28 protein-coding genes are annotated in these 21,461 nt (G+C 62.8%); 20 read left to right on the top strand and 8 right to left on the bottom strand.

Going from position 1 to position 21,461, the window contains the following annotated elements; translation table 11 throughout:
• Positions 1 to 38: 38 nt before the first annotated feature.
• Together NHH73_26935 and proC are read left to right on the top strand one after the other, a co-directional pair.
• Positions 39 to 749 (top strand): YggS family pyridoxal phosphate-dependent enzyme, encoded by a 711-nt coding sequence (locus tag NHH73_26935; GenBank protein ID USX26158.1) that lies wholly within the window; start codon positions 39 to 41, stop codon positions 747 to 749.
• 1 nt (position 750) lies between these two features.
• Positions 751 to 1,575 carry a pyrroline-5-carboxylate reductase gene (proC, locus tag NHH73_26930; protein USX26157.1) on the top strand — a complete coding sequence of 275 codons (825 nt, stop codon included), beginning with the start codon at positions 751 to 753 and terminating at the stop codon, positions 1,573 to 1,575.
• Positions 1,576 to 1,637: 62 nt separating this feature from the next.
• Here the strand turns inward: proC and NHH73_26925 are convergent, their stop codons facing one another.
• The 3 genes from NHH73_26925 to NHH73_26915 all read right to left on the bottom strand — a co-directional run bounded on the left by NHH73_26925 (position 1,638) and on the right by NHH73_26915 (position 3,936).
• On the bottom strand, positions 1,638 to 1,988 hold the full coding sequence (locus NHH73_26925; protein USX26156.1) for a DUF883 domain-containing protein: 351 nt from the start codon (positions 1,986 to 1,988) through the stop codon (positions 1,638 to 1,640).
• Between the two features lie 87 nt (positions 1,989 to 2,075).
• Entirely contained in the window at positions 2,076 to 2,930 is an 855-nt protein-coding gene (gene ubiA / locus NHH73_26920) for a 4-hydroxybenzoate octaprenyltransferase (protein ID USX26155.1), read from the bottom strand.
• A 73-nt stretch (positions 2,931 to 3,003) separates the two neighbouring features.
• Positions 3,004 to 3,936, bottom strand: a complete 933-nt coding sequence (locus tag NHH73_26915) for a hydrogen peroxide-inducible genes activator (GenBank protein USX26154.1) — start codon at positions 3,934 to 3,936, stop codon at positions 3,004 to 3,006.
• Positions 3,937 to 4,113: 177 nt separating this feature from the next.
• Here NHH73_26915 and rfaE2 point away from each other — a divergent pair, with 177 nt between their 5' ends.
• Both rfaE2 and NHH73_26905 read left to right on the top strand, forming a co-directional pair.
• The gene (rfaE2, locus tag NHH73_26910; GenBank protein ID USX26153.1) at positions 4,114 to 4,599 is read left to right on the top strand and encodes a D-glycero-beta-D-manno-heptose 1-phosphate adenylyltransferase; all 486 of its coding nucleotides are present in this window, start codon (positions 4,114 to 4,116) and stop codon (positions 4,597 to 4,599) included.
• On the top strand, positions 4,596 to 4,889 hold the full coding sequence (locus NHH73_26905; GenBank protein USX26152.1) for a hypothetical protein: 294 nt from the start codon (positions 4,596 to 4,598) through the stop codon (positions 4,887 to 4,889). The genes rfaE2 and NHH73_26905 overlap by 4 nt, the downstream gene beginning before the upstream one ends.
• Positions 4,890 to 4,895: 6 nt before the next feature.
• On the opposite strand, the gene trmL is transcribed toward NHH73_26905, so the two are convergent.
• Both trmL and NHH73_26895 read right to left on the bottom strand, forming a co-directional pair.
• On the bottom strand, positions 4,896 to 5,366 hold the full coding sequence (gene trmL, locus NHH73_26900) for a tRNA (uridine(34)/cytosine(34)/5-carboxymethylaminomethyluridine(34)-2'-O)-methyltransferase TrmL (protein ID USX26151.1): 471 nt from the start codon (positions 5,364 to 5,366) through the stop codon (positions 4,896 to 4,898).
• Between the two features lie 37 nt (positions 5,367 to 5,403).
• Complete coding sequence (locus tag NHH73_26895) at positions 5,404 to 6,246, bottom strand: ComF family protein (GenBank protein ID USX26150.1); 843 nt, start codon at positions 6,244 to 6,246, stop codon at positions 5,404 to 5,406.
• 94 nt (positions 6,247 to 6,340) lie between these two features.
• On the opposite strand from NHH73_26895, the gene NHH73_26890 reads away from it, so the two are divergent.
• The 7 genes from NHH73_26890 (at position 6,341) to NHH73_26860 (ending at position 12,370) form a co-directional block, all read left to right on the top strand.
• The gene (locus tag NHH73_26890; protein ID USX26149.1) at positions 6,341 to 7,267 is read left to right on the top strand and encodes a methyltransferase domain-containing protein; all 927 of its coding nucleotides are present in this window, start codon (positions 6,341 to 6,343) and stop codon (positions 7,265 to 7,267) included.
• 432 nt (positions 7,268 to 7,699) lie between these two features.
• Positions 7,700 to 8,917, top strand: coding sequence for a cytochrome c oxidase subunit II (gene coxB, locus NHH73_26885; GenBank protein ID USX26148.1), 1,218 nt, complete (start codon positions 7,700 to 7,702; stop codon positions 8,915 to 8,917).
• Positions 8,918 to 8,932: 15 nt separating this feature from the next.
• Positions 8,933 to 10,528 carry a cytochrome c oxidase subunit I gene (gene ctaD, locus NHH73_26880; protein ID USX26147.1) on the top strand — a complete coding sequence of 532 codons (1,596 nt, stop codon included), beginning with the start codon at positions 8,933 to 8,935 and terminating at the stop codon, positions 10,526 to 10,528.
• Positions 10,529 to 10,546: 18 nt separating this feature from the next.
• Complete coding sequence (locus NHH73_26875; protein USX26146.1) at positions 10,547 to 10,654, top strand: cytochrome oxidase small assembly protein; 108 nt, start codon at positions 10,547 to 10,549, stop codon at positions 10,652 to 10,654.
• Positions 10,655 to 10,657: 3 nt separating this feature from the next.
• Positions 10,658 to 11,254 (top strand): cytochrome c oxidase assembly protein, encoded by a 597-nt coding sequence (locus NHH73_26870; protein ID USX26145.1) that lies wholly within the window; start codon positions 10,658 to 10,660, stop codon positions 11,252 to 11,254.
• A complete protein-coding gene (locus tag NHH73_26865; GenBank protein USX26144.1) occupies positions 11,241 to 11,447 on the top strand; it encodes a DUF2970 domain-containing protein in 207 nt (68 codons plus the stop codon). The genes NHH73_26870 and NHH73_26865 overlap by 14 nt, the downstream gene beginning before the upstream one ends.
• A 38-nt stretch (positions 11,448 to 11,485) precedes the next feature.
• Positions 11,486 to 12,370 carry a cytochrome c oxidase subunit 3 gene (locus NHH73_26860; protein USX26143.1) on the top strand — a complete coding sequence of 295 codons (885 nt, stop codon included), beginning with the start codon at positions 11,486 to 11,488 and terminating at the stop codon, positions 12,368 to 12,370.
• Positions 12,371 to 12,564: 194 nt separating this feature from the next.
• On the opposite strand, the gene NHH73_26855 is transcribed toward NHH73_26860, so the two are convergent.
• Positions 12,565 to 12,768, bottom strand: coding sequence for a twin transmembrane helix small protein (locus NHH73_26855; protein ID USX26142.1), 204 nt, complete (start codon positions 12,766 to 12,768; stop codon positions 12,565 to 12,567).
• Between the two features lie 39 nt (positions 12,769 to 12,807).
• On the opposite strand from NHH73_26855, the gene NHH73_26850 reads away from it, so the two are divergent.
• From NHH73_26850 to NHH73_26825, 6 genes are read left to right on the top strand one after another with little or no spacing between them, the layout of a single operon-like run.
• Positions 12,808 to 13,542, top strand: coding sequence for an SURF1 family protein (locus NHH73_26850; protein ID USX26141.1), 735 nt, complete (start codon positions 12,808 to 12,810; stop codon positions 13,540 to 13,542).
• Positions 13,523 to 14,149: a cytochrome C oxidase subunit I gene (locus NHH73_26845; protein ID USX26140.1), complete on the top strand. Its 627-nt coding sequence runs from the start codon at positions 13,523 to 13,525 to the stop codon at positions 14,147 to 14,149. Before NHH73_26850 ends, NHH73_26845 begins: the two co-directional genes overlap by 20 nt.
• Positions 14,150 to 14,154: 5 nt before the next feature.
• Positions 14,155 to 15,318: a COX15/CtaA family protein gene (locus tag NHH73_26840; GenBank protein ID USX26139.1), complete on the top strand. Its 1,164-nt coding sequence runs from the start codon at positions 14,155 to 14,157 to the stop codon at positions 15,316 to 15,318.
• Positions 15,319 to 15,327: 9 nt separating this feature from the next.
• The gene (gene cyoE, locus NHH73_26835; protein USX26138.1) at positions 15,328 to 16,221 is read left to right on the top strand and encodes a heme o synthase; all 894 of its coding nucleotides are present in this window, start codon (positions 15,328 to 15,330) and stop codon (positions 16,219 to 16,221) included.
• Positions 16,218 to 16,808: an SCO family protein gene (locus NHH73_26830; protein ID USX26137.1), complete on the top strand. Its 591-nt coding sequence runs from the start codon at positions 16,218 to 16,220 to the stop codon at positions 16,806 to 16,808. Before cyoE ends, NHH73_26830 begins: the two co-directional genes overlap by 4 nt.
• Complete coding sequence (locus tag NHH73_26825) at positions 16,805 to 17,860, top strand: AI-2E family transporter (GenBank protein USX26136.1); 1,056 nt, start codon at positions 16,805 to 16,807, stop codon at positions 17,858 to 17,860. The genes NHH73_26830 and NHH73_26825 overlap by 4 nt, the downstream gene beginning before the upstream one ends.
• A 24-nt stretch (positions 17,861 to 17,884) precedes the next feature.
• Here NHH73_26825 and NHH73_26820 read toward each other — a convergent pair whose 3' ends face one another.
• Positions 17,885 to 18,283 carry a GFA family protein gene (locus NHH73_26820; protein ID USX26135.1) on the bottom strand — a complete coding sequence of 133 codons (399 nt, stop codon included), beginning with the start codon at positions 18,281 to 18,283 and terminating at the stop codon, positions 17,885 to 17,887.
• 209 nt (positions 18,284 to 18,492) lie between these two features.
• Here NHH73_26820 and NHH73_26815 point away from each other — a divergent pair, with 209 nt between their 5' ends.
• Positions 18,493 to 18,705 (top strand): hypothetical protein, encoded by a 213-nt coding sequence (locus tag NHH73_26815; protein ID USX26134.1) that lies wholly within the window; start codon positions 18,493 to 18,495, stop codon positions 18,703 to 18,705.
• Between the two features lie 11 nt (positions 18,706 to 18,716).
• Positions 18,717 to 19,304, top strand: coding sequence for a hypothetical protein (locus NHH73_26810; GenBank protein USX26133.1), 588 nt, complete (start codon positions 18,717 to 18,719; stop codon positions 19,302 to 19,304).
• Here NHH73_26810 and NHH73_26805 read toward each other — a convergent pair.
• Positions 19,301 to 20,638 carry a hemolysin family protein gene (locus NHH73_26805; GenBank protein USX26132.1) on the bottom strand — a complete coding sequence of 446 codons (1,338 nt, stop codon included), beginning with the start codon at positions 20,636 to 20,638 and terminating at the stop codon, positions 19,301 to 19,303. The genes NHH73_26810 and NHH73_26805 overlap by 4 nt on opposite strands.
• Positions 20,639 to 20,844: 206 nt before the next feature.
• Between NHH73_26805 and NHH73_26800 the strand changes: the two genes are divergently transcribed.
• A complete protein-coding gene (locus NHH73_26800) occupies positions 20,845 to 21,459 on the top strand; it encodes an energy transducer TonB (protein USX26131.1) in 615 nt (204 codons plus the stop codon).
• The last annotated feature ends 2 nt before the right edge of the window (positions 21,460 to 21,461 follow it).

Here is a 21,461-nt window from a genome sequence, read left to right as displayed (position 1 = left end):
GTGTGATGACGCTTACCGCTGTCTTTTACTCGATGATTATGTCCCCGATCCCCCAAAACTTGCAAGCAATCACCGCGACTATCGTTGCCGCCGCTCAAGAATCCGGCCGCGCGCCGGACACGGTGCAACTGCTGGCCGTGTCCAAGACGTTCGGTCCGGAAGCCGTGCTGGAGGCGGTGCAGGCCGGCCAGCGGGCCTTCGGCGAAAATTATCTGCAGGAAGCGCTCGACAAGATCGCGGCGCTCAGCGCGCAGCCCCAGGTTGCAGCCACCACGCTGGAGTGGCATTTCATCGGCCCGATCCAGAGCAACAAGACGCGGCCCATCGCCGAACATTTCGATTGGGTGCACACGGTCGAGCGCGAGAAGGTCGCGCAGCGCCTGTCCGAGCAGCGGCCGGCCGGCATGGCGCCGCTGCAAATCTGTTTGCAAGTGAATATCAGCGGCGAGGCCAGCAAGAGTGGCGCCGCCCCGGAGGAGGTGGCGGCGCTGGCCCACAAGGTCGCGGCGTTGCCGAATCTGACGTTGCGCGGCCTGATGGCGATCCCCGAGCCGGCCGTGGAATTCGACCCGCAGCGCGCCGCGTTCGCGCGCTTGCGTGAGTTGTACGAGCAGCTGCGCGCCGACGGCCTGGCGCTCGATACGCTGTCGATGGGCATGTCGGCCGACATGCGCGCGGCGATCTTCGAGGGCGCGACCATCGTGCGCGTCGGCAGCGCCATTTTTGGAGCACGAACTTACAAGGCTTGATATGAAGATTGCATTTATTGGCGGCGGCAACATGGCCTCCACGTTGATCGCCGGCCTGGCCGGCAAGCTGACCGCCGGCGCGAACATCCATGTGGTCGATCCGAATCCGGCCTCGCTGGAAAAACTGAAGCAGCAATACGGCGTGACCACCGCCGGCGCCGCGGACGCCACGCTGGGCGCGGCCGACGTGATCGTGCTGGCGGTCAAGCCGCAGAGCATGCGCGAAGTGGCGGCGCAGTTGCTGCCGCTGCTGGACCAGGCCAGGCAGACCTTGATCGTGTCGGTGGCGGCGGGCATCCGCAGCGCCGACCTGTCGCGCTGGCTGGGCGGCTACGGCGCCATCGTGCGTTGCATGCCGAACACGCCGGCGCTGATCGGCATGGGCATCACCGGCATGTTTGCGGCCGCCGGCGTCAGCGACGCGCAAAAGCAGGCTGCCGACGACATCCTGCGCGCGGTCGGTCCGACCGTGTGGCTGGACGACGAGGCCAAGATCGACGCGGTGACGGCGGTTTCCGGCAGCGGCCCTGCCTATGTGTTTTACTTTATCGAAGCGATGCAGCAGGCGGCCGAGGAAATGGGCCTGAGCGCGGAGCAGGGCACGCAGCTGGCGCTGGCGACCTTTGCCGGCGCCGCGCAGCTGGCCAACCAGTCGACCGAGCCGGTGTCGCTGCTGCGCGAGCGGGTGACGTCCAAGGGCGGCACCACCTACGCGGCGCTGACCAGCATGGAGCAGGGCGGCGTGAAGGCGGCCATCGTCAAGGCGGTGAAGGCCGCCGCCGCGCGCGGCAAGGAAATGGGCGACGAGCTGGGCGCGGCCAACTAAGGTCGCGCCCGGACAACGGTGTCGCGTTTAATCAAGCCGCGCCCGAACGGCCGGGCCGCGTTTTAGCGGCGCGACACCAGGATGCCGAGCAGCACGCCGACGGCCGCGCCCACGCCGACCGCTTTCCACGGGTTGTCGCGCACATACACGTCGGCCACTTGCGCCACCTCGTGGCTGCGGGCGATGACGCTGTCCTCGAGTTTGCGCAGGTCGGTCCTGGCGGTGCGCAACGTGTCCTCGAAGCGGGCGCGGACCTCGGAGGCCTTGTCGCCGACTTGTTCGCCGGCATCGCTGAGATAGTGTTCCGCTTCGCCGATGGCGGTCTTCAAGCCGTCCATCAATTTGTCGCGTGCCGCGCCGCTGGCGGCCTGTCCGTTGGAGACGCCGTTGCCGTTCTGATGAGTTTGATCCATGGTGATGACCTCCTGTCTGTCGCTTGTTGAAAGGGGATAGCCGGTGCGGGCGCCAGTAGCGCGCGCCATCGCGCCGGGGCTATCGTTTCAGCGCAGCGCGTAATCGACGGCAATACCCGCAAACACCGCTGCACCCAGCCAGTTATTATGGCGGAAAGCGTAAAAACACGCGTCGCGCTCCCGTGCGCGGATCAAGGTGTAGTGATACAGCGCGATGCCGGTGGCCACCGCCAGGCCGGCGAGGAACCACAACCCCAATCCCATCTGCAGCCCGCACACCAGCAGCAGCGCCAGATGCACGCCGTAGCACAGCATGACGGCGGCGACGTCGTAGCGGCCGAAGGTGATGGCCGAGGTCTTGATGCCGATCTTCAGGTCGTCGTCGCGGTCGACCATCGCGTATTCGGTGTCATAGGCCAGCGCCCAGAACACGTTGCCCAGCAGTAGCACCCAGGCCAGCGGCGGCACGGTGGCCTGGACCGCGGCGAACGCCATCGGAATGCCGAAGCCGAAGGCGATGCCCAGGTAGGCTTGCGGGAGTGCAAAGAAGCGCTTGAAATAGGGATAGGTGCCGGCGATGATGACCGCCGCCACCGATAACTGCTTGGTCAGCGTGTTGAGCGGCAGGATCAGGCAGAACGAGACAATCGCCAGCCCGGCGGCGATGGCCAGCGCTTCCTTGCCGCTGATGCGCCCGCTGGTGATGGGACGCTGCGCGGTGCGTTTGACGTGCTTGTCGAAGTCCTGGTCGGCGTAGTCGTTGATCGCGCAGCCGGCCGAGCGCATCAGCAGTGTGCCAAGCGAGAAGATCACGATCAGTTTCCAGTCCGGTATGCCGCCGGAGGCCAGCCACAGCGCGCATAGCGTCGGCCACAGCAGCAGCAAGGTGCCGATGGGTTTGTCCAGTCTGACCAGGCGGAAATACAGCTGCAGCTTGTTCATCGATTGCGTCGCTTGAAGGGAAAGACTGGCATTATCGCAAATCTTTCGAGCGGGACGGCCTGGGCCGGCCGCTTTATTCCTCGCAGAGGGTGGTGATGCCCGGCAGGTTGCAGGAGGCGACGACTTCGCAGACGGCGTCGATGGCCGCCTTGCGGGTGAAGCTCTTGCGCCAGACGATGACGACGCGGCGCGATGGCTGCGGCGCGTCGAAGTTGCGGAACTGCAGCATGCCTTCGGTGGTGTTCATGTCCGGCACCGAGGCGCGCGGCAACACGGTCAGGCCGATGCCGCTGGCGACCATGTGACGGATGGTTTCCAGCGACGAGCCTTCGAAGGTGCGCTGCATGCCGTTGCCGGGCGCCGAGAAGCGCGCCATTTCCGGGCACACTTCCAGCACCTGGTCGCGGAAGCAGTGTCCGTTACCGAGCAACAGCATGTTTTCGGTCTTGAGGTCGTCGGCGGGGATGGTCTTGCGTTTGGTCCACGGGTGCTGGGCCGGCATGGCGACCACGAACGGCTCGTCGTACAGTGCCTGCATCGCCATGCCGTGGTCGGGCAGCGGCAGCGCCATGATGGCCGCGTCGAGCTCGCCCTGGCGCAGCATCTCCAGCAGCCGCACGGTGAAATTTTCCTGCAAAATCAACGGCATTTGCGGCACTTTGTCGATCATGCCCTTGACCAGCGGCGGCAGCAGGTATGGGCCGATGGTGTAGATCACGCCCAGGCGCAGCGGGCCGGCCAGCGGGTCTTTGTTCTGTTTGGCCAGTTCCTTGATCGCGGCGGTCTGCTCCAGCACGCGTTCGGCCTGGGCCACGATTTGCGCGCCCAGCGGGGTGACCGAGATCTCGGCGCCGCCCCGTTCGAACAGCACCACGCCCAGCTCGTCTTCGAGTTTTTTGATGGCGACCGACAGCGTCGGCTGCGCAACGTAGCAAGCCTCGGCGGCGTGTCCGAAATGTTTCGCTCGCGCAACGGCTACTATGTATTTCAGTTCGGTCAGAGTCATGAATCTATTTGAACACAGGCAATGTACAGATGCAATAATTGTGGGGCAAGAAAGGTCATTGTAGCGGAATGGTGTCGATATAATGCACCTTGGCGGACCAAGCCGGAGAAAGAAGGGTGTTATGTCCACGACATTCGGACCGCGAAGAACCCAAGTAATCACATCGAGAAGACTTACATGCCCCAATTTGAAGACAAGCTCTGCACCCGTGAACAACTGGCCGCGCGCGTGGCCGCGCTGCCCAAACCGGTGGTGCTGACCAACGGCGTATTCGATATCCTGCACCGGGGCCACGTCACGTATCTGGCGCAGGCGCGCGCGCTGGGGGCGTCGCTGGTGGTCGCCGCCAACACCGACGCGTCGGTCAAGCGGCTGGGCAAGGGCGACGACCGGCCGCTGAACAACTGCGCCGACCGCATGGCGGTGCTGGCCGCGCTGGAGTCGGTCAGCCTGGTGGTGGATTTCGACGAGGACACGGCGCTGGAGGTGGTGCAGCAGGCACGGCCCGAGATCTACGCCAAGGGCGGCGATTATCAGATGGATGCCATTCCGGAGGGTAAGGCGGTGCTGGCGTACGGCGGGCAGGCGATCGCGATCGATTTCGAGCATGACCGCTCGACCACCAAATTGTTGACCAAGGTGCGCGCGCAGCGTCCGGCATGAGGCTGCTGCTGATCGCCGTCGCGGTGCTGGTGTTCATCGGCGTGCTGTGGGGGCCGGTGACGTATGTGGCGTGGCGGCTGTGGCAGCGCGGCGATCCGGTCGCGTTCCGGCAGCTGCGGTTCATGCTGCCGGCGCAGCTGATGGCGGCGGTGGCGCTGGCCTTCACGGCCGATGTGCTCGGCATGCGCAATCCGCCGGCGCTGTTTGCCGCCTCGACGGTGATCGTCAGCGCTATCGGCACCGGCGCGCTGGCGCTGGCGCGCTATGTCGCCAGGCGCAAACGTCGATAATGTATTTCAGGCGCCGCCGTCGTAGCCGTTCTGGCGCCAGGCTTCGAAGACCACCACGGCCACCGTGTTCGACAGGTTGAGGCTGCGGTTGTCCGGACGCATCGGCAACCTGATGCGCTGGGCCGGTGGGAAATTCTCGCGCAGCGCCGGTGGCAGGCCGCTGGTCTCGGAACCGAACACGAACACGTCGCCCGGCTGGAAGCTGGCCTGCGCGAACGGCGACGAGCCGTGCGTGGTCATCGCGAACATGCGCGCCGGATCCGGCTGCAGGTCCGCCAAAAACGCTTGCCAGTCGGCGTGCACCTTCATCTTCGCGTATTCGTGGTAATCCAGCCCGGCTCGCTTCATCTTGGAATCCTCCAGCGGGAAGCCCAGCGGTTCGATCAGGTGCAGCTGCGCGCCGGTGTTGGCGCACAAACGGATGACGTTGCCGGTGTTCGGCGGAATTTCGGGATGGACCAGCACTACGTGAAACAAAATGTTCTCCTCAAACCTTTAATATTCAATGCGCAATTCAATGTGGCGGCGTGCGCGCGAACACCAGGTTGCTCACGCGCGCGGCGCCGTGGCGCTTCAGGGTGGCCGCCAGTTCGTCCAGGGTGCCGCCGCTGGTCATGACGTCGTCGACGATGCCGATATGCCTGCCGCGCACCAGCGCCGGGTCCGGCACCGCGAACGCGCCGGCGATGTTGCGCTGGCGTTGCTCCGGCGCGACGCTGCTTTGCGCCGTCGTGTCGCGCACCCGGGCCGTCAGGCGCGGATGCAGCGCGACGCCGAGGCTGCGCGCCAGCGGCCGGGCGATTTCCAGCGCCTGGTTGTAGCCGCGCTCGGCCAGCCGGCGCGGTCCCAAGGGCACCGGGCAGATCAGCGCCGGCAGCACGAAGCCGGGCTGCTGCAACACGGCGTCGCGCAGCAGGCGGGCAAACAGCACGGCCAGCGCCAGCCGGTGGCCGAATTTCAGTTGCAACACCATTTGGTCGACCGGCATCGCGTAGTCGGCCGCCGTCAAGGTGACGTCGAAGGCGGGCGGATGCGTGGCGCACAGGCCGCACAGCCGACGATCGGGCACGGCGCGTGGTCGCCTGCCTGGCTGGGGTTGCGCATCCGGCTGCACCACCGCGCCGGGCAACGGATTGGCGCAGCAAACGCAGCGCGCGAGCGCGACATTGGCGCCGAAAAATTGCGCCGCGCAATCCGGACACAGCGCTTCGTCGCTGCCGAGGCCGCACAGCGCGCACGATGTCGGCAGCAGCGATCGCAAGACTCCGGCGCTGGTGCGCCGCAACAATCCGCCGGCAGGGCCGGCCCTGGCGCCCCGGTCGGCGTCCGTTGTTTCTTCGTTCAGCTTGCCTCGCATGCCACGCTCCAGGCAAAAAACGCGCGCCATCCGCGTCGCATTCGCGTTCAACCATGTACACTGCCGACATTATCGCATTACAGACCACCCCACGATGCATGTGCCCGCAAATCCGCCCAAACTGAGTGCGCCTATCGATCTGGAGCGTGTGCGCGCGCTATTTTCCCGCCCTGAACGCATCGCACCGGCCGATTTCCTGCGCCGCGAAGTGTCGTCGCGCATGTTCGACCGATTGGAACTGATCAAGATCGCGCCGCAGCGCGTGCTCGACGCCGGCTGTGGCGCCGGCGCCGACCTGCCGCTGTTGCAGAAATCCTACCCAGCCGCCCAAATCGTCGGCCTCGATTCGGCCGAGGCGCAGTTGCGCGCCGCGCAAGGCCAGTCGGCCAGGCAATCGTCGCTGAACCAGCTGCTGAGCAAGCTGTTGCCGTCCAAGACAGGCGTCGACCTGATGTGCGGGGATTTCGCCGAATTGCCGCTGGCGCCGAACTCCGTTGACCTCGTGTGGTCTAACCTGGCCCTGCATTGGCATCCCCAGCCGGATCGCGTGTTCGCCGAATGGCGCCGCGTGCTGCGTGTAAACAGTCTGCTGATGTTTTCCTGCTTCGGTCCCGATACCTTCTGCGAGTTGCGGGCGGCGTTCGCCGAGGCCGATCTGGCCCAGCACGCGCTGCCGTTCGTCGATATGCACGACTTCGGCGACCAGCTGGTGGAGGTCGGTTTTTCAACGCCGGTGCTGGACATGGAAGTGATCACCGTGACCTACGACACCCCGCGCGCGATGCTGGCCGATGTGCGCGCGCTGGGCGGAAATCCTCTGGGAACGGTGAGCAGGGGACTGATGGGCAAACACGCCTGGCAACGCATGCTGGACGCGCTGGAAAAGACCCGCCGTCCGGACGGCAAGCTGGGGCTGACGTTCGAGGTGATTTACGGGCACGCCTTCCGGCCGGCGCCAAAAGTGACTTCCAAAGGTGAAGCCATCATTCGCTTCGATCTGCCCCGCAAGCCGCGCCAGTAGCGGGTTTGCGGCTGTTTCACCTTTTGTTTAACATTTCGCACTGTGGTAAAGCTGAGTGCGCTGAGAGGCACGGAAGAGTTGCAAAATGGATTATTTGTTGATGTGCGCCGTTGTTGTTATATATAATCATCGACTAATTTTGCCAGCATGTCACGTCGCCAGCTATCACCCACCGACGCGAGGCGAAAGCAGTCAGAACGAACAAGAACAAGCAGTTGAATTAAGCAGAATCAGGCTTTTATGTTGTCCCTAGGCAGTATGTAGGGACGACAATAAAAGTCTCAAGGTCCCGCCGGGGCCGCGTTGAAGAAGTTTTTCAAACGTGGCTGGCATGGGGCCTGAAGTTGTTTAAGGAGCGGCGCCGGTTCAGTTCACCGAAATCCGGAGTCGTTAAAAAAATATTTTTTAATTTCTTGGGTGGTTGGGGAAAACATGACACATGCGAAGCGACTTCAATCGTTGATGCTCGGGCTGACGATGACGGCAGCCAGTATCCCAGCGTGGGCGGCGGAGACGGCGGCAGGCACCTATGGTCCGGCGACCGGCGGCACCGGCGGCCCCGTGCCCGGGCAGGTGAACCTGCAACCGCCCGCGACCCAGATCGCTTCCCAAATCTACGACTTGCACACCTGGATGATGGTGGTCTGCCTGGTCATCTTCGTCGCCGTGTTCGGCGTGATGTTCTACTCCATCTTCAAGCACCGCAAGTCGGTCGGCCACAAGCCGGCCACCTTCCACGAATCGACCGCCGTTGAAATCGCGTGGACGGTGGTGCCGTTCCTGATCGTCATCGGCATGGCGCTGCCCGCCACCCGCACCGTGGTCGGCATGAAGGACACCTCCAACGCCGACATCACCATCAAGGCCACCGGCATGCAGTGGAAGTGGGGCTACGACTACCTGAAGGGCGACGGCGAGGGCATTTCCTTCCTGTCGAACCTGAAAACCCCGCGCGCGCAAGTGGGCGCGCCAGGCTTCGCGCCGACCGAGGCGCGCGGCGACAACTACCTGATGGAAGTCGACAACGAAGTGGTGGTGCCGGTCAACAAGAAGATCCGCATCGTCACCACCGCCAACGACGTGATCCACGCCTGGTCGATCCCGGCCTTCGGCGTCAAGCAGGACGCCATCCCCGGCTTCGTGCGCGACACTTGGTTCAAGGCCGACCACACCGGCACCTACCGCGGCTATTGCTCCGAGCTGTGCGGCAAGGAACACGCGTTCATGCCGATCGTGGTCAAGGTCGTCACCGACGCCGAGTACAAGACCTGGGTCGACGGCAAGAAAAAAGAAATGGCCGCGCTGGCCGACGATCCGACCAAGACCTGGACCATCGATGAACTGAAAACCCGCGGCGAGAAGGTCTACACCGCCAACTGCGTGGTCTGCCACCAGGCCACCGGCAAGGGCGTGCCGAACGCCTTCGCGCCGCTGGACGGCTCGGCCGTGGTCAACGGCCCGAGAGCCGATCAGATCCATGTGCTGCTGAACGGCCAGAAGAGCGGCAAATACCCGGCCGAGATGCCGGCCTGGAAGCAATTGTCGGATACCGACATCGCCGCCGTCATCACCTACACCCGTAACAGCTGGTCGAACAAGGCCGCCGAAAACATCGTTCAACCGGCCGAAGTCATGGCTGCACGTAAGTAATCAGGAGCGTTACAAATGAGCACAAGCACCTTGGATCACGCACACGATCACGCACACGATCACGCTCACGACCACCCGCACGGGCTGTCGCGCTGGTTGTTCGCCACCAACCACAAAGACATCGGCACGCTTTACCTGTGGTTCTCGTTTGTCATGCTGCTGTCGGGCGGCGTGTTGGCGCTGATGATACGCAGCGAGCTGTTCAAGCCGGGCCTGCAATTCTTCCAGCCTGAATTCTTCAACCAGCTGACCACGATGCACGGCCTGGTGATGGTGTTCGGCGCCATCATGCCGGCCTTCGTCGGCTTCGCCAACTGGATGATCCCGCTGCAGATCGGCGCCTCGGACATGGCGTTCGCGCGCATGAACAACTTCTCGTTCTGGCTGCTGCCGCCGGCCGCGCTGCTGCTGGCGACCTCGTTTCTGGTCCCGGGCGGCGCCACCGCCGCCGGCTGGACCCTGTACGCGCCGCTGTCGACCCAGATGGGACCGGGCATGGACATGGCCATCTTCGCGATGCACCTGATGGGCGCCTCGTCGATCATGGGCTCGATCAACATCATCGTCACCATCCTCAACATGCGCGCGCCCGGCATGACCTTGATGAAAATGCCGATGTTCTGCTGGACTTGGCTGATCACCGCCTACCTGCTGATCGCCGTCATGCCTGTGCTGGCCGGCGCCATCACCATGACCCTGACCGACCGCCACTTCGGCACCACCTTCTTCAACGCGGCCGCCGGCGGCGACCCGGTCATGTACCAGCACATCTTCTGGTTCTTCGGCCACCCCGAGGTGTACATCATGATTCTGCCGGCGTTCGGCATCGTCTCGCAGATCCTGCCGGCGTTCGCCCGCAAGCAGCTGTTCGGCTACGCGTCGATGGTGTACGCCACCGCGTCGATCGCGATCCTGTCGTTCATCGTCTGGGCCCACCACATGTTTACTACCGGCATGCCGGTGACGTCGCAGCTGTTCTTCATGTACGCCACCATGCTGATCGCGGTGCCGACCGGCGTGAAAGTGTTCAACTGGATCGCCACGATGTGGAAGGGCTCGATGACGTTTGAAACCCCGATGCTGTTCGCGGTGGGCTTCATCTTCGTGTTCACCATCGGCGGCTTCACCGGCCTGATCCTGGCCGTGACCCCGATCGACATCCAGTTGCAGGACACCTACTATGTGGTGGCGCACTTCCACTACGTGCTGGTGGCCGGCTCGCTGTTCGCGCTGTTCGCCGGTTTCTACTACTGGTCGCCGAAGTGGACCGGCCACATGTACAACGAGACGATGGGCAAGGCGCACTTCTGGCTGTCGCTGATCACCTTCAACGTCACCTTCTTCCCGATGCACTTCCTGGGGCTGGCCGGCATGCCGCGCCGTTATGTCGACTACTCGGCGCAGTTCACCGACTACAACATGATCGCCACCATCGGCGCCTTCGGTTTCGGGCTGTCGCAGGTGTTCTTCCTGTTCGGCGTCATCATCCCGACCATTCGCGGCGGCAAGAAAGCCGAAGCGAAGCCGTGGGATGGCGCCGAAGGGCTGGAGTGGACCGTGCCGTCGCCGGCGCCGTTCCACACCTTTGAAACCCCGCCGCAGTTCAAGTAACGCGGTTGGATTAAGATCATGTCAGAACATAAGAAGCCGAACAACGCGCGCACCGGCTGGATCCTGGCCGGGCTGGCGCTGTTCTTTTTCCTTTCCGTGTTCGTCAAGCGGATGTGGTTGAGTTAAGCGTTGAGCACAGATAAAGAAACCAGCGGCTTGAACCGCACCCTGCTGGGCAAGCTGATCGTCATCGCCGTGGTGATGTTCGGCTTCGCCTACGCGCTCAATCCGTTCTACCGACAGATCTGCGAAGCGCTGGGGCTGAACGTGCTGACGCAAAAGGATGGCACGGTCGAGTTCGACAAGAACACGCAGGTCGACAAGACCCGCAACGTTGTCATCGAGTTCGACGCCAACGCGCAGGGACCGTACCGCTTCCGCCCCACGGTGACGAACATGACGGTGCACCCGGGCGAGCTGGCGACGGTGATGTACGAGGTGGTCAACACGCAGAACCGCGATGTCGCGGCGCAGGCGATACCAAGCTACGCGCCGCAAAACGCGATGCAGCATTTTAAAAAGGTCGAATGCTTCTGCTTCAAGCAGCAGGCTTTGAAACCGAACGAGGCGCGGCAGATGCCGGTGGTGTTCTTCATCGACCCGGCGCTGCCGAAGGACGTGAAGACGATCACGTTGTCGTACACCTTCTTCGAGGTGGGCGGGATGGATAAAACTGCGGCCAAGACCGCCGCGGTGAACGGGGGCGCTCAAAATGCCGTCCGATAAAAAGGAAAGCGCGTCGTTCCTGTACTCGTTGCGGGCGGTGTTCTGGTCGTTTTTCGGCCTGCGCAGGAAGAGCGATTTCGATACCGATTCGGCAAAGCTGAATCCGCTGCACATCGTCATCGCCGCCCTGATTGGCGTGGCCGTTTTCATCGGCCTGTTGATCACGATAGTCAAATTAGTAGTGGCACAATAAAAGTAGCATCCTCGAATAAATGATTTAGGGAGATGAAGATGAGTTCACAGGTCGGTTCACACGCCGGTTCGCACAACGCCACGGCGCCGTACTACTTTGTGCCGGGGCCGTCCAGATGGCCGCTGTTCGCCGGTCTGTCGCTGTTGATCACGATGGTCGGCGCCTCCGGCTGGGTGAACGACGCATCGTGGGGCATGCCGGTCAACTTTATTGGCCTGGCGGCGATCATCACCGTGCTGTATTTCTGGTTCGGCGACGCCATCAAGGAATCCGAAGCCGGGCAATACAGCCAGCGCATCGACTACTCGTACCGCTGGTCGATGGCCTGGTTCATCTTCTCGGAAGTGATGTTTTTTGCCGCCTTTTTCGGCGCGCTGTTCTACGCGCGCACGATCACGATGCCGTGGCTGGGCGACCTCGACCACAAGTTCATCTGGCCTGACTTCGCCGCGCACTGGGGCAACACCGGCCCGGCCGGCACGGTGGAAACCTTCAGCACGATGGGCCCGTTCCCGATTCCGACCATCAACACTGCGTTGCTGCTGACCTCGGGCCTGACGTTGACGATTTCGCACCACGCGTTGCGCGCCGGGCATCGCGCGCAGACGGCGATCTGGCTGTTCGCAACCGTGCTGCTGGGCGCCATCTTCATGGGTTTCCAGGCGTACGAATACATGCACGCGTACTCGGAACTGAACCTCAAGCTGACCTCGGGCATCTACGGCTCGACGTTCTTCATGCTGACCGGCTTCCACGGTTTCCACGTCACGATGGGCGCGATCATGCTGTCGGTGGTGCTGTACCGGGTGCTGAAGGGCCACTTCACGCCGGACAACCACTTCGGGTTCGAAGGCGCGGCCTGGTACTGGCACTTTGTCGACGTGGTCTGGCTCGGTTTGTACGTTGTCGTGTACTGGCTGTAAGGGCGCAGCGTTATAATGCCGCGACGGGTTCGTCGCGGCGCAAAAAGCCGCAGACGGGAACGCCCGCTGCGGCTATTTTTTTAACTGCAACTCCGGGGTCAGGTCCACTTTTTCTACACGGTCTGGACTGTAAGTCGTGAAAATTCCGCCCCAAGGTTGGGTTCGTGTAGAAATGGTGGACCTGACCCCGGAGTTTAGGTGCGGATGCCGGTAGGGTGGATGTAGCCGAGCTTGTAGAAGAGCAGGATCAGCAGGAACAGGGCGATCGATAGCCCGACCCGCAGCGCGAGCGCGTTGACGGTGTTGTTGCTTTTGCCCTTGTCGCGCATCAGGAAAAACAAGGCCGATCCCAGGCTGCCCAGTATCAGGATGAACGCGATGGCGACAGCAATTTTCATGACAGGACCGGGCGGTGAAATGATTGAGGCTCCATTGTAATGCCTATTAGCTTCCGCTTTAAATTGATCCCTTTCGTGGCGACCGTGCTGCTGGTGACGCTCGGCATTCAGCTGGGCAACTGGCAGGAACGCCGCGCCGCGCAAAAAATCTCCGCACAGGATAAACTTGCTCAAGGTAACCTCGCCGGGCCGCTGCTGCTCGACGGTAAGCCGCTCGACGCCGGCGCCGTCGAATTCCGCCGCGTGACTGCGACTGGCCGGTTCGTCGCCGACTGGCCGCTGTATCTGGATAATCGGCCCTATCAGGGACGCTCCGGCTTTTACGTGCTGATGCCGTTTAAGATCGCCGGATCGGGCATGCATGTGCTGGTCCAGCGCGGCTGGCTGCCGCGCGATTCGGCGCAGCACGACAAACTGCCGGCCTACATCACGCCGACGGGCGAGGTGACGCTGGAAGGTGTGGCGCGCCTGAACCCGGGCCGCGTGATGCAGCTGGGTACGGCGCCGCCGCTGGCGCCGAACGCGATCGTGCAGAACGCCGATCCATTGCACGTGGCCGAGCAGAGCGGGCTGACGATGCAGCCGTTCGTGCTGCAGCAGACGGCGCCGGCCAAGCCGGGCGGCGACGATGCCGGCATGGCGCGCGATTGGGCGCTGCCGGCGATGAGTGTCGAAAAACATCAGGGCTACGCCTTCCAGTGGTACGCGCTGGCGGCGATGGCCGTTGTCTTCTTTGTTGTGAACGGATTCAGACGTGCAAAACCCGCCAAATAATCAAACCTCCCGTGGCCGCTGGAAGCTGATGGCCGTGCTGGCCGTGTGCGCCGCGCCGCTGATCGCTTCGTATTTCATGTATTACGTGGTCAAGCCCAAGGGCGGCGTGACCAACTACGGCACCCTGATCGATCCGCGCCTGCATCCGATTCCGCCGATGGCCAGCACCACCCTGGACGGCAAGCCGGCCACCCTGGACAACTACAAAGGCAAGTGGATCATGCTCAAGGTGGGCCCGTCCGAGTGCTTGCAGGAATGCCAGGACCAGCTGTTCGCGATGCGCCAGCTGCGCACCATGCAAGGCAAGGAGATGGAGCGCATCGAGCGCGTGTGGATGATCACCGACCGCGAACCGCTCGATACGGTGCTGATGCGCGTCAACGACGGCACCCGCATGCTGCGCGCGCCGGCGGCCGTGGTCGACAAGTGGCTGCCGCTGGACAAGTCCGCACCGGCCGACAAGGTCGCCGACCACGTCTACCTGATCGATCCGCTGGGCAACCTGATGATGCGCTTCCCGAAAGGCGCCGTCTCCAGCGACACCGAAAAAGTGCGCAAGGTTCACAAGGACCTGTACAAACTGCTTAAAGCTTCGGCGATCGGATAGCCATCATGCACATGACCCTGATCCAAATGGCGGTCACGGCGTTGCTGGTCGCGCTGCTGCCGCTGTCGCTGGTCTACACCTCGTCCGACGCCAGCAAGTACCGCAAGCTGGTGTGGGTCAGCGTGTTCCTGACGTTCGACCTGATCGTGTTCGGCGCCTTCACCCGCCTGACCGATTCCGGCCTGGGCTGCCCGGACTGGCCGGGCTGCTACGGCGCCGCCAACCCCTTCCTGGCGCACGCCCAGATCGTTGCCGAGGAAACCCTGCGCCCGACCGGCCCGGTGACCGTGGTCAAGGCCTGGATCGAGATGATCCACCGCTACCTGGCAATGGCGATCGGCGTGCTGATCGTGGCGATGATGGCGCAGGCGTGGTACCGCTGGATCAAGTCCCAGCGCACCCGCGTCGAGTACGCGCCGGCGATGCCGACCTTCCTGTTCTTCTTCGTCTGCCTGCAGGGCGCGTTCGGCGCCTGGACCGTCACCCTGAAGCTGCAACCGGTGATCGTCACCATCCACCTGCTGCTGGGCATGGGATTGCTGGCGCTGCTGGTGTGGTACGGCGGCCGCCAGAACCAGCTGATCTCGCCGGTGCGTACGGTGACGGCCTCGCCGCCGGCGATGCGCAACATCCGCCTGCTGGCGGGCGCTTCGGCGATGATCCTGCTGGTGCAGATCGCGCTGGGCGGCTGGGTCAGCACCAACTACGCGACCCTGGCCTGCACCGATTTCCCGCTGTGCGGCGGCAAGCTGGTGCCGGAGATGGACTTCGAGCACGGCTTCACCCTGTGGCGCGAGCTGGGCAAGACCGCCGCCGGCCACTATCTGCCATTCTCGGCGCTGACGGCGATCCACTGGGTGCACCGGAACATGGGCTTCCTGGTGGCGCTGGTGGCGGGCTACACGGCCTGGCGCGCCTGGGACCACCCGGCGCTGCACAAGACCGCGCGCGGCATCGCCGTCATGCTGGCGGTGCAGATCGCCAGCGGCGTCGCCACCATTTACCTGAGCTTCCCGCTGACCATCGCCGTGCTGCACAACGCCGGGGCGGCCATGCTGGTCCTGCTGCTTACCATGTTAAACTACAAGGCTAAGTACCAGTACGATCTTGCCAAAAAAGCAGCTTCAGGCTCGGCTTTCCCGCAGATCTTGCCGGTCCGGCAACGATAAGCACACCTGATGACCACTCACACCGCCATTTCCAAACCACCCAGCCGCGCCTCGCAATATTGGGCGCTGACCAAGCCGCGCGTCACCCAGATGGCGGTGTTCTGCGCCGTCATCGGCATGTTCCTCGCCACCGAGGGGCTGCCGGACTGGCGCGTGGTGGTGGCCGCCACCATCGGCATCTGGCTGCTGACGGGCGCCGCCTTCGCCGTCAACTGCCTGGCCGAGCGCGAGATCGACGCCCGCATGGCCCGCACCGCGCGCCGTCCGATGGCGCTGGGCGACATCACGGTCATGCAGACGGTGGTGTTTGCTACCATCATTGGCGGCGCCGGCATGTGGATTCTTTACACCATGGTCAATCCGCTGACGATGTGGCTGACCTTTGTCACCTTCATCGGCTACGCCATCATCTACACGATGATTCTGAAGCCTTCCACGCCGCAGAACATCGTCATCGGCGGGCTGTCGGGCGCCATGCCGCCTGCGCTGGGCTGGGCCGCCATCGCCAACGAGGTGCCGATGGAAGCGTGGCTGCTGGTGCTGATCATCTTCGTCTGGACGCCGCCGCATTTCTGGGCGCTGGCGCTGTACCGCCGCGACGACTACGCAAAATCCGGCCTGCCGATGCTGCCCGTCACGCACGGCATGCAGTTCACGCAGTTCCACGTCTGGCTGTATTCGATCGCGCTGGCCGCCACCACCTTGCTGCCGTTCGCGGTGCACATGAGCGGGCTGATTTATCTGGTCTCGGCCGTCATCCTCAACGCCGTGTTCCTGCACCACGCGTGGAAAATCTACCGTCACTACACCGATCAGGTAGCCCGCAAGGCCTTCACCTGGTCGATCATTTATTTGTCGCTGCTGTTCGCGGCGCTGCTGGTGGACCACTACATCAAACTATGAAGAAAATCCTCGCCCTGGGCCTGCTGGCCGTTTCCTTGATGTTGGCCGGCTGCGGCGAGAAAACCGCGCCGGCGCCGACGTTCAAAAACGTCGACATCACCGGCGCCACCTTCGCGCGCGACTTCGCGCTGACCGACCACACCGGCAAGCCGCGCACCCTGGCCGACTACAAGGGCAAGGTGGTGGTGATGTTCTTCGGCTTCACCCAGTGCCCGGACGTCTGCCCGACCACCATGGCGGAGATGTCCGCCGTCATGAAGGAACTGGGTCCGCAGGCCGGGCAGGTGCAGGTGCTGTTCGTCACCGTCGACCCCGAGCGCGATACCAAGGAGTTGTTGTCGCAGTACGTGCCGGCGTTCGACAAGCGCTTCGTCGGCCTGTACGGCACGCCAGAGCAAACCGCCGCCACCGCCAAGGAATTCAAGGTGTTCTACGCCAAGGTGGAGGGCAAGACGCCGGGCAGCTATTCGATCGACCACACCGCCGCCAGCTACATCTTCGACCGCAACGGCAAGGTGCGCCTGCTGGTGCGGCATAACCAGGGTCCGGCGCCGATCGTGCACGACATCAAACAACTGCTGCAATGAGCGGGGACGGCGTGGGCCAGCGCTTCCAGCCTTTCACCCGGCTCGCCGCCATCATCCTGCTGGTGATCGGCTGCCTGTTCGTGCTGAGGCCGTTCCTGGCCGCGATCCTGTTCGCGTGCGCCATCGCCATCTCCAGCTGGCCGCTGTATCTGCGCCTGCTTGACCGCGTGAATGGGCGGCGCTGGCTGGCCGCCATCATCATGAGCGTCGGGCTGACGTTGCTGATCGTCGTGCCGCTGACCCTGGTCACCTGGAACATCGCCGACAACGCGTCCGAATTCTACGACCACTTCAAGGGCGACCTCGACACGGGCGCCTTGTCGCCGCCGGCATGGCTCAAGGATATCCCCATCGTCGGCGACATCATCGACACGTATCTGCGCAAGCTGCTGGGCAGCCGCGACGAGCTCGTCAACACCGCCAAGGGCATGCTGGAGCCGGCGCGCCACTTCCTGCTGGGCGGCGGCATGGTGCTGGGCAGCGGCGTGGCGCAGGTCAGCCTGGCCGTGTTCGTGAGCTTCTTCCTGTACCGGGATGGCCAGAACATCATCGTCACGCTGTCGAACGCGATGAACAAATTGATCGGCGCCGAGCAGAGCCTGTCGGTGTCCGACACCGTCAGCCGCACGGTGCGCGGCGTCATGTACGGGCTGCTGGGCACGGCGCTGGCGCAGTCGGTGGTGGCGGCGATCGGCTTCCTGATCGCCGGCGTGCCGGCCGTGGCGCTGCTGTCGGTGGCGACCTTCCTGTTCTCGTTGATACCTGTGGGGCCGCCGCTGATCTGGGGCGGCGCGGCGTTGTGGCTGTTCAACGAGGGCAGCGTGGCGTGGGGCGTCTTCATGCTGGTATGGGGCGTGTTCCTGATCAGCGGGGTGGATAACGTCGTCAAGCCGTTGCTGATCAGCCGGGGCAGCAGCCTGCCGTTCGTGCTGGTGCTGCTGGGCGTGATGGGCGGGGTGCTGGCGTTCGGTTTTGTCGGCCTGTTTATCGGGCCGACGTTGCTGGCGGTGGGACTGGGCTTGCTGAAGAACTGGACCGGCCAGCCGGTTTGATTCGGCCTGTCGTTCGCGCTGCGGCTACAAGTGCCTCACCTCGTCCGGTGGGGTCTCCCAATTGTCGTTGCGGCCGTCCAGATAGGTGATCGGCGCGTTGATCAGTTCTTCGGGCGTGACATCGTCGAGGCAGGTCACATTGACGGCATAAAACTCGCCCCAGCGCGGCGAGCTGCCGATCCCGAATGAGCGCACGCCGCAATGGCGGCAAAACAAATGCTTGTCTCGCTTGGTCAGGAATTGATAAGTGGTGAGGTCGGCTTCGCCGGAGAGAAGCCGAAACGCTGCTGTCTCGATGATGGCCGGCCAGAACCGCACCTTGATGCAGATCGAGCAATTGCAGCGCAAGGTTCCTTTGCTCAGATCGATGTCCGCTTCAAAGCGCACGGCACCGCAATGACAGCTTCCACGGTAGGTTTTCACGAGTTCTCCGGCAGATTCAATGCCTTCAAGATTAACAGTGGATCGTGTCACTGACAATGTCCTGCGGCGTGCCGATTGCTACCAGAGCCGGTTTGTTTTACCTCAATGCGAGCGCGCTTGGTTTGAACTGTGTACTCGATATCGTGGGTATATAATTTTTGTTCGCAGACGTTCGATGGCGGTTTAATTGTTCTAACGAGGTGGACAATATGAGCGCGAAACCTATATTTTCCCATGCCGACGTGGCGGCGATTAATGCTCGGATCGCGCGCTATTCCACTGCGCCTCTCGCATCGGCTGATTTGCCCCGCGTTCCTGCCTCGCCGGTAGCCGCGAAAGTGCTGCGTGAGATTGGAATTTCCCGCGAAAAGCTGAACGAGGCGTTCCGCACCGCTCTGATGACGGCTGATTCTGAAAAATAGGGTTAGCGGCCGTGACCTACAGTTCCGTATATCAGCGATTGACTGCGGACCCGAGCGACGCGATCGGCGTGTTCGCGTACATCATCTACAAACAGCAAAAGATTGAGTTCTGTAAGTCCTTCGGCGGCCGTGAGCTCACGAAGGAAGAACTGGATAGTTTCAATGCTATCGCGTCGCTGGATACATCCATCTCGGTGTATCGGGCGCGTGGCGAGACACTGATGAGGTTTTTCATTAACGCCGGTCTCGACGAGCTGGTCGATAGTGTTGAGGCCAGCACTCGCCAAGGTGTGCTGTACCGGAGAATCGAATCCGGCAATGTGGACCTCCAAGAAAAACTGGCGGGGATCAGCGAAACGCTCCGTGCAAAACGAACTATTATTGGTTGGGTGCGCGACGTTTCGGGCAATCTGATCGTCAATCTAGTGTCGATTTTCGTGCTCGGCGCACTTTTGCTTGGATACCGGTTCAGCGCGGAGCTTCAGCAGGGCGCTGAGAGGAGGGCGGGCGTGAGTAATACGTCTGCCAGTCAGAGTCCAACAGTAACCGATCCTGCATACCCCAGCCCGGTCACTCCGCCAAGCCCACCCAACCCTTAATCCAGGTCGGCGTTATCCTCGGTGTCATCCTTCGGAATGACCTTCACCAGCAGGATGCGCGGGCCGTTCATTTTCTTCGCGACGATATCGAAGTGGCGGAAGCTGATGCGCTGTCCCTGCTTCGGGATGTCGCCCAGCTTCAGCATGATCAGGCCGCCGACCGATTCCACCTCGTCCATGCCCAATTCCTCGTTCTCGATATCGATGCCCAGGGTGCGTTCGAGCGAGAAGATCGGCAGGCTGGCCTTGCCGATCAAGGTGCCGTCGGGCTGCTTGAGCCAGTCGTTCTCGTTGAGGCGGAACTCGTCGTGGATCTCGCCGACCATGGCGCCGAGCAGGTTATCGAGCGTGATGAAGCCCAGCGGGCGCTTGCCCTTTTCGCCGATCAGCGCGAAGTGCGGGGCGCCGTCGCGGAAGCGGCGGAACTGCTCCAGCGCCGGCGTGCGCGCCGAAATCGTCTCCACCGGCCGCAGGAACGGCGTCAGGTCGGTGATCGGCTTGCCCGATTGCTGGGCGAAGAACAAATCCTTCAGGTGCACCACGCCCAGCACGGTCTCGCCGTCCTTGTCGTAGTAGGGATAGCGGCTGAAGCGGTTGCGCAGCATGGTCTGCAGGTTGTCGGCCAGCGAGCGGCCCGCGTGCAGGCTGATCACCTCGTTGATCGGGCGCATCAGGTCCGACACGGCCAGATCGCTGAAATCGAGCGAATGGGCCAGGATGTTGCGTTCGTCCTTGTTGTACTTCTCACCAGGCTGGCTGGTGCGCAGGATCATCTTCAGTTCCTCGACCGAATAGTGGCTCTCGTGACCGCCCTTGCCGGCCAGGCCGGCCAGCCGCAGCACCAGGTTGGCGCTGCCGTTGAGCACCCAGATGAACGGATACATGGCCCAATAGAAAGCGTACAGCAGCGGCGCGCACCACAGGCCGATCGCCTCCGGCATGCGGATCGCGAGCGATTTCGGCGCCAGCTCGCCGACGACGATGTGCAGGAAGGAGATCACGCCGAAGGCGAACACGAAGGCGATGCTGTGGATGAGCTTGGGTGAGTCGATGCCGATGGCTGCCAGGAACGGTTCGAGCAGGCTGGCGAAGGCCGGTTCGCCGACCCAGCCGAGACCGAGCGAGGCCAGGGTGATGCCGAGCTGGCAGGCCGACAGGTAGGCGTCGAGCTGGCCGTGCACTTTGCCGAGGATGCGACCGCGTAGTCCCTGGGTCTTGGCGATGGCGCGAACGCGCGTCTTGCGCAGCGTGACGATGCCGAATTCGGCCGCCACAAAGAATCCATTGAGCGCGACCAGGAACAGGGCGAGCACGACAAGCATAACGTTTTGCATAGGGGCCGGGCGGCGGGCGACGTAGTTAAAACATGCATCTTAAACGACTGCGAGGAGATGGGGCGCAAATTGCCGTTGATCAATCGAAAATCGGGCTGGCCGCGAGGGCGATCATCCCCGCCACCTGTGAGAATGTGCGTACTTTCCTATTCGTCGAGATGATATTCTTATCGCAGTTTCATAAAACTCGATAAATCGGAGACGGCATGCGCATCACAGGAACATGGCAACAGGTGCTTTTTACGGCGGCGCTGCTGCTGGTGTCGGTGCGAAGTGACGCCGCACCAACGGCTAGCTGCGCCAAACCAGAGTGGCCGCAGGAAGCGCGTCGCTATGAGCTCGAAGGCACGACCACGTTGAGTTTTGTCGTGGGACCGGATGGCAAGCCCGTGTCGGCGAAGGTCGAGAAAAGTTCTGGCTGGCGTATTCTGGATAAGGCCTCCTTGATCGGACTGTCCCGTTGCGTGTTCGCGAAGTCGGAGGCGGAAGCTCCCGCCAAGCCGACGCAATTTGTGTGGCGGTTGAACGGCGAATCGATGCTGCACCCGTCGATGGTGGAGGGGAGCTGTCCAGCATCCGAACAGTTCCAGACGTTTAAAAGTCTGGATAAATCGCCCAGCGATGCCAACGGCATCCTGCTGCGCATGTTAGTGAAACCTGATGGAACGCCTTGGAACGTAAAGGCGGAGGCAACCGGGCTGTCGCCGGAAGTGCTGAATGCCGCTGCGGAATTTGTTCAAAGCTGCCGCTTTGCCGTGGACCCGGAAGCAAAAGGGAAACGGACGGATACCACCTACGGCAAACTGCTGCTGAAAAACTAGAA

This window comes from Oxalobacteraceae bacterium OTU3CINTB1 (genome assembly GCA_024123955.1).
Taxonomy (GTDB): domain Bacteria; phylum Pseudomonadota; class Gammaproteobacteria; order Burkholderiales; family Burkholderiaceae_D; genus Rugamonas.
Note: the sequence above shows the minus strand (reverse complement) of the source record. Positions and strands in the feature narration are given on the sequence as shown.

Bases quoted from the DNA above. Each gene is read 5' to 3' on its own strand.
- NHH73_26935 (USX26158.1), top strand. From the start codon at position 39: ATGTCCCCGATCCCCCAAAACTTGCAAGCAATCACCGCGACTATCGTT.
- NHH73_26915 (USX26154.1), bottom strand. From the start codon at position 3,936: ATGACTCTGACCGAACTGAAATACATAGTAGCCGTTGCGCGAGCGAAA.
- coxB (USX26148.1), top strand. From the start codon at position 7,700: ATGACACATGCGAAGCGACTTCAATCGTTGATGCTCGGGCTGACGATG.
- NHH73_26840 (USX26139.1), top strand. From the start codon at position 14,155: ATGCACATGACCCTGATCCAAATGGCGGTCACGGCGTTGCTGGTCGCG.
- NHH73_26890 (USX26149.1), top strand. From the start codon at position 6,341: ATGCATGTGCCCGCAAATCCGCCCAAACTGAGTGCGCCTATCGATCTG.
- NHH73_26805 (USX26132.1), bottom strand. From the start codon at position 20,638: ATGCAAAACGTTATGCTTGTCGTGCTCGCCCTGTTCCTGGTCGCGCTC.
- NHH73_26825 (USX26136.1), top strand. From the start codon at position 16,805: ATGAGCGGGGACGGCGTGGGCCAGCGCTTCCAGCCTTTCACCCGGCTC.
- NHH73_26800 (USX26131.1), top strand. From the start codon at position 20,845: ATGCGCATCACAGGAACATGGCAACAGGTGCTTTTTACGGCGGCGCTG.
- proC (USX26157.1), top strand. From the start codon at position 751: ATGAAGATTGCATTTATTGGCGGCGGCAACATGGCCTCCACGTTGATC.
- rfaE2 (USX26153.1), top strand. From the start codon at position 4,114: ATGCCCCAATTTGAAGACAAGCTCTGCACCCGTGAACAACTGGCCGCG.
- NHH73_26830 (USX26137.1), top strand. From the start codon at position 16,218: ATGAAGAAAATCCTCGCCCTGGGCCTGCTGGCCGTTTCCTTGATGTTG.
- NHH73_26860 (USX26143.1), top strand. From the start codon at position 11,486: ATGAGTTCACAGGTCGGTTCACACGCCGGTTCGCACAACGCCACGGCG.
- NHH73_26875 (USX26146.1), top strand. From the start codon at position 10,547: ATGTCAGAACATAAGAAGCCGAACAACGCGCGCACCGGCTGGATCCTG.
- NHH73_26865 (USX26144.1), top strand. From the start codon at position 11,241: ATGCCGTCCGATAAAAAGGAAAGCGCGTCGTTCCTGTACTCGTTGCGG.
- ctaD (USX26147.1), top strand. From the start codon at position 8,933: ATGAGCACAAGCACCTTGGATCACGCACACGATCACGCACACGATCAC.
- ubiA (USX26155.1), bottom strand. From the start codon at position 2,930: ATGAACAAGCTGCAGCTGTATTTCCGCCTGGTCAGACTGGACAAACCC.
- cyoE (USX26138.1), top strand. From the start codon at position 15,328: ATGACCACTCACACCGCCATTTCCAAACCACCCAGCCGCGCCTCGCAA.
- NHH73_26850 (USX26141.1), top strand. From the start codon at position 12,808: ATGCCTATTAGCTTCCGCTTTAAATTGATCCCTTTCGTGGCGACCGTG.
- NHH73_26855 (USX26142.1), bottom strand. From the start codon at position 12,768: ATGAAAATTGCTGTCGCCATCGCGTTCATCCTGATACTGGGCAGCCTG.
- NHH73_26925 (USX26156.1), bottom strand. From the start codon at position 1,988: ATGGATCAAACTCATCAGAACGGCAACGGCGTCTCCAACGGACAGGCC.
- NHH73_26895 (USX26150.1), bottom strand. From the start codon at position 6,246: ATGCGAGGCAAGCTGAACGAAGAAACAACGGACGCCGACCGGGGCGCC.
- NHH73_26905 (USX26152.1), top strand. From the start codon at position 4,596: ATGAGGCTGCTGCTGATCGCCGTCGCGGTGCTGGTGTTCATCGGCGTG.
- NHH73_26815 (USX26134.1), top strand. From the start codon at position 18,493: ATGAGCGCGAAACCTATATTTTCCCATGCCGACGTGGCGGCGATTAAT.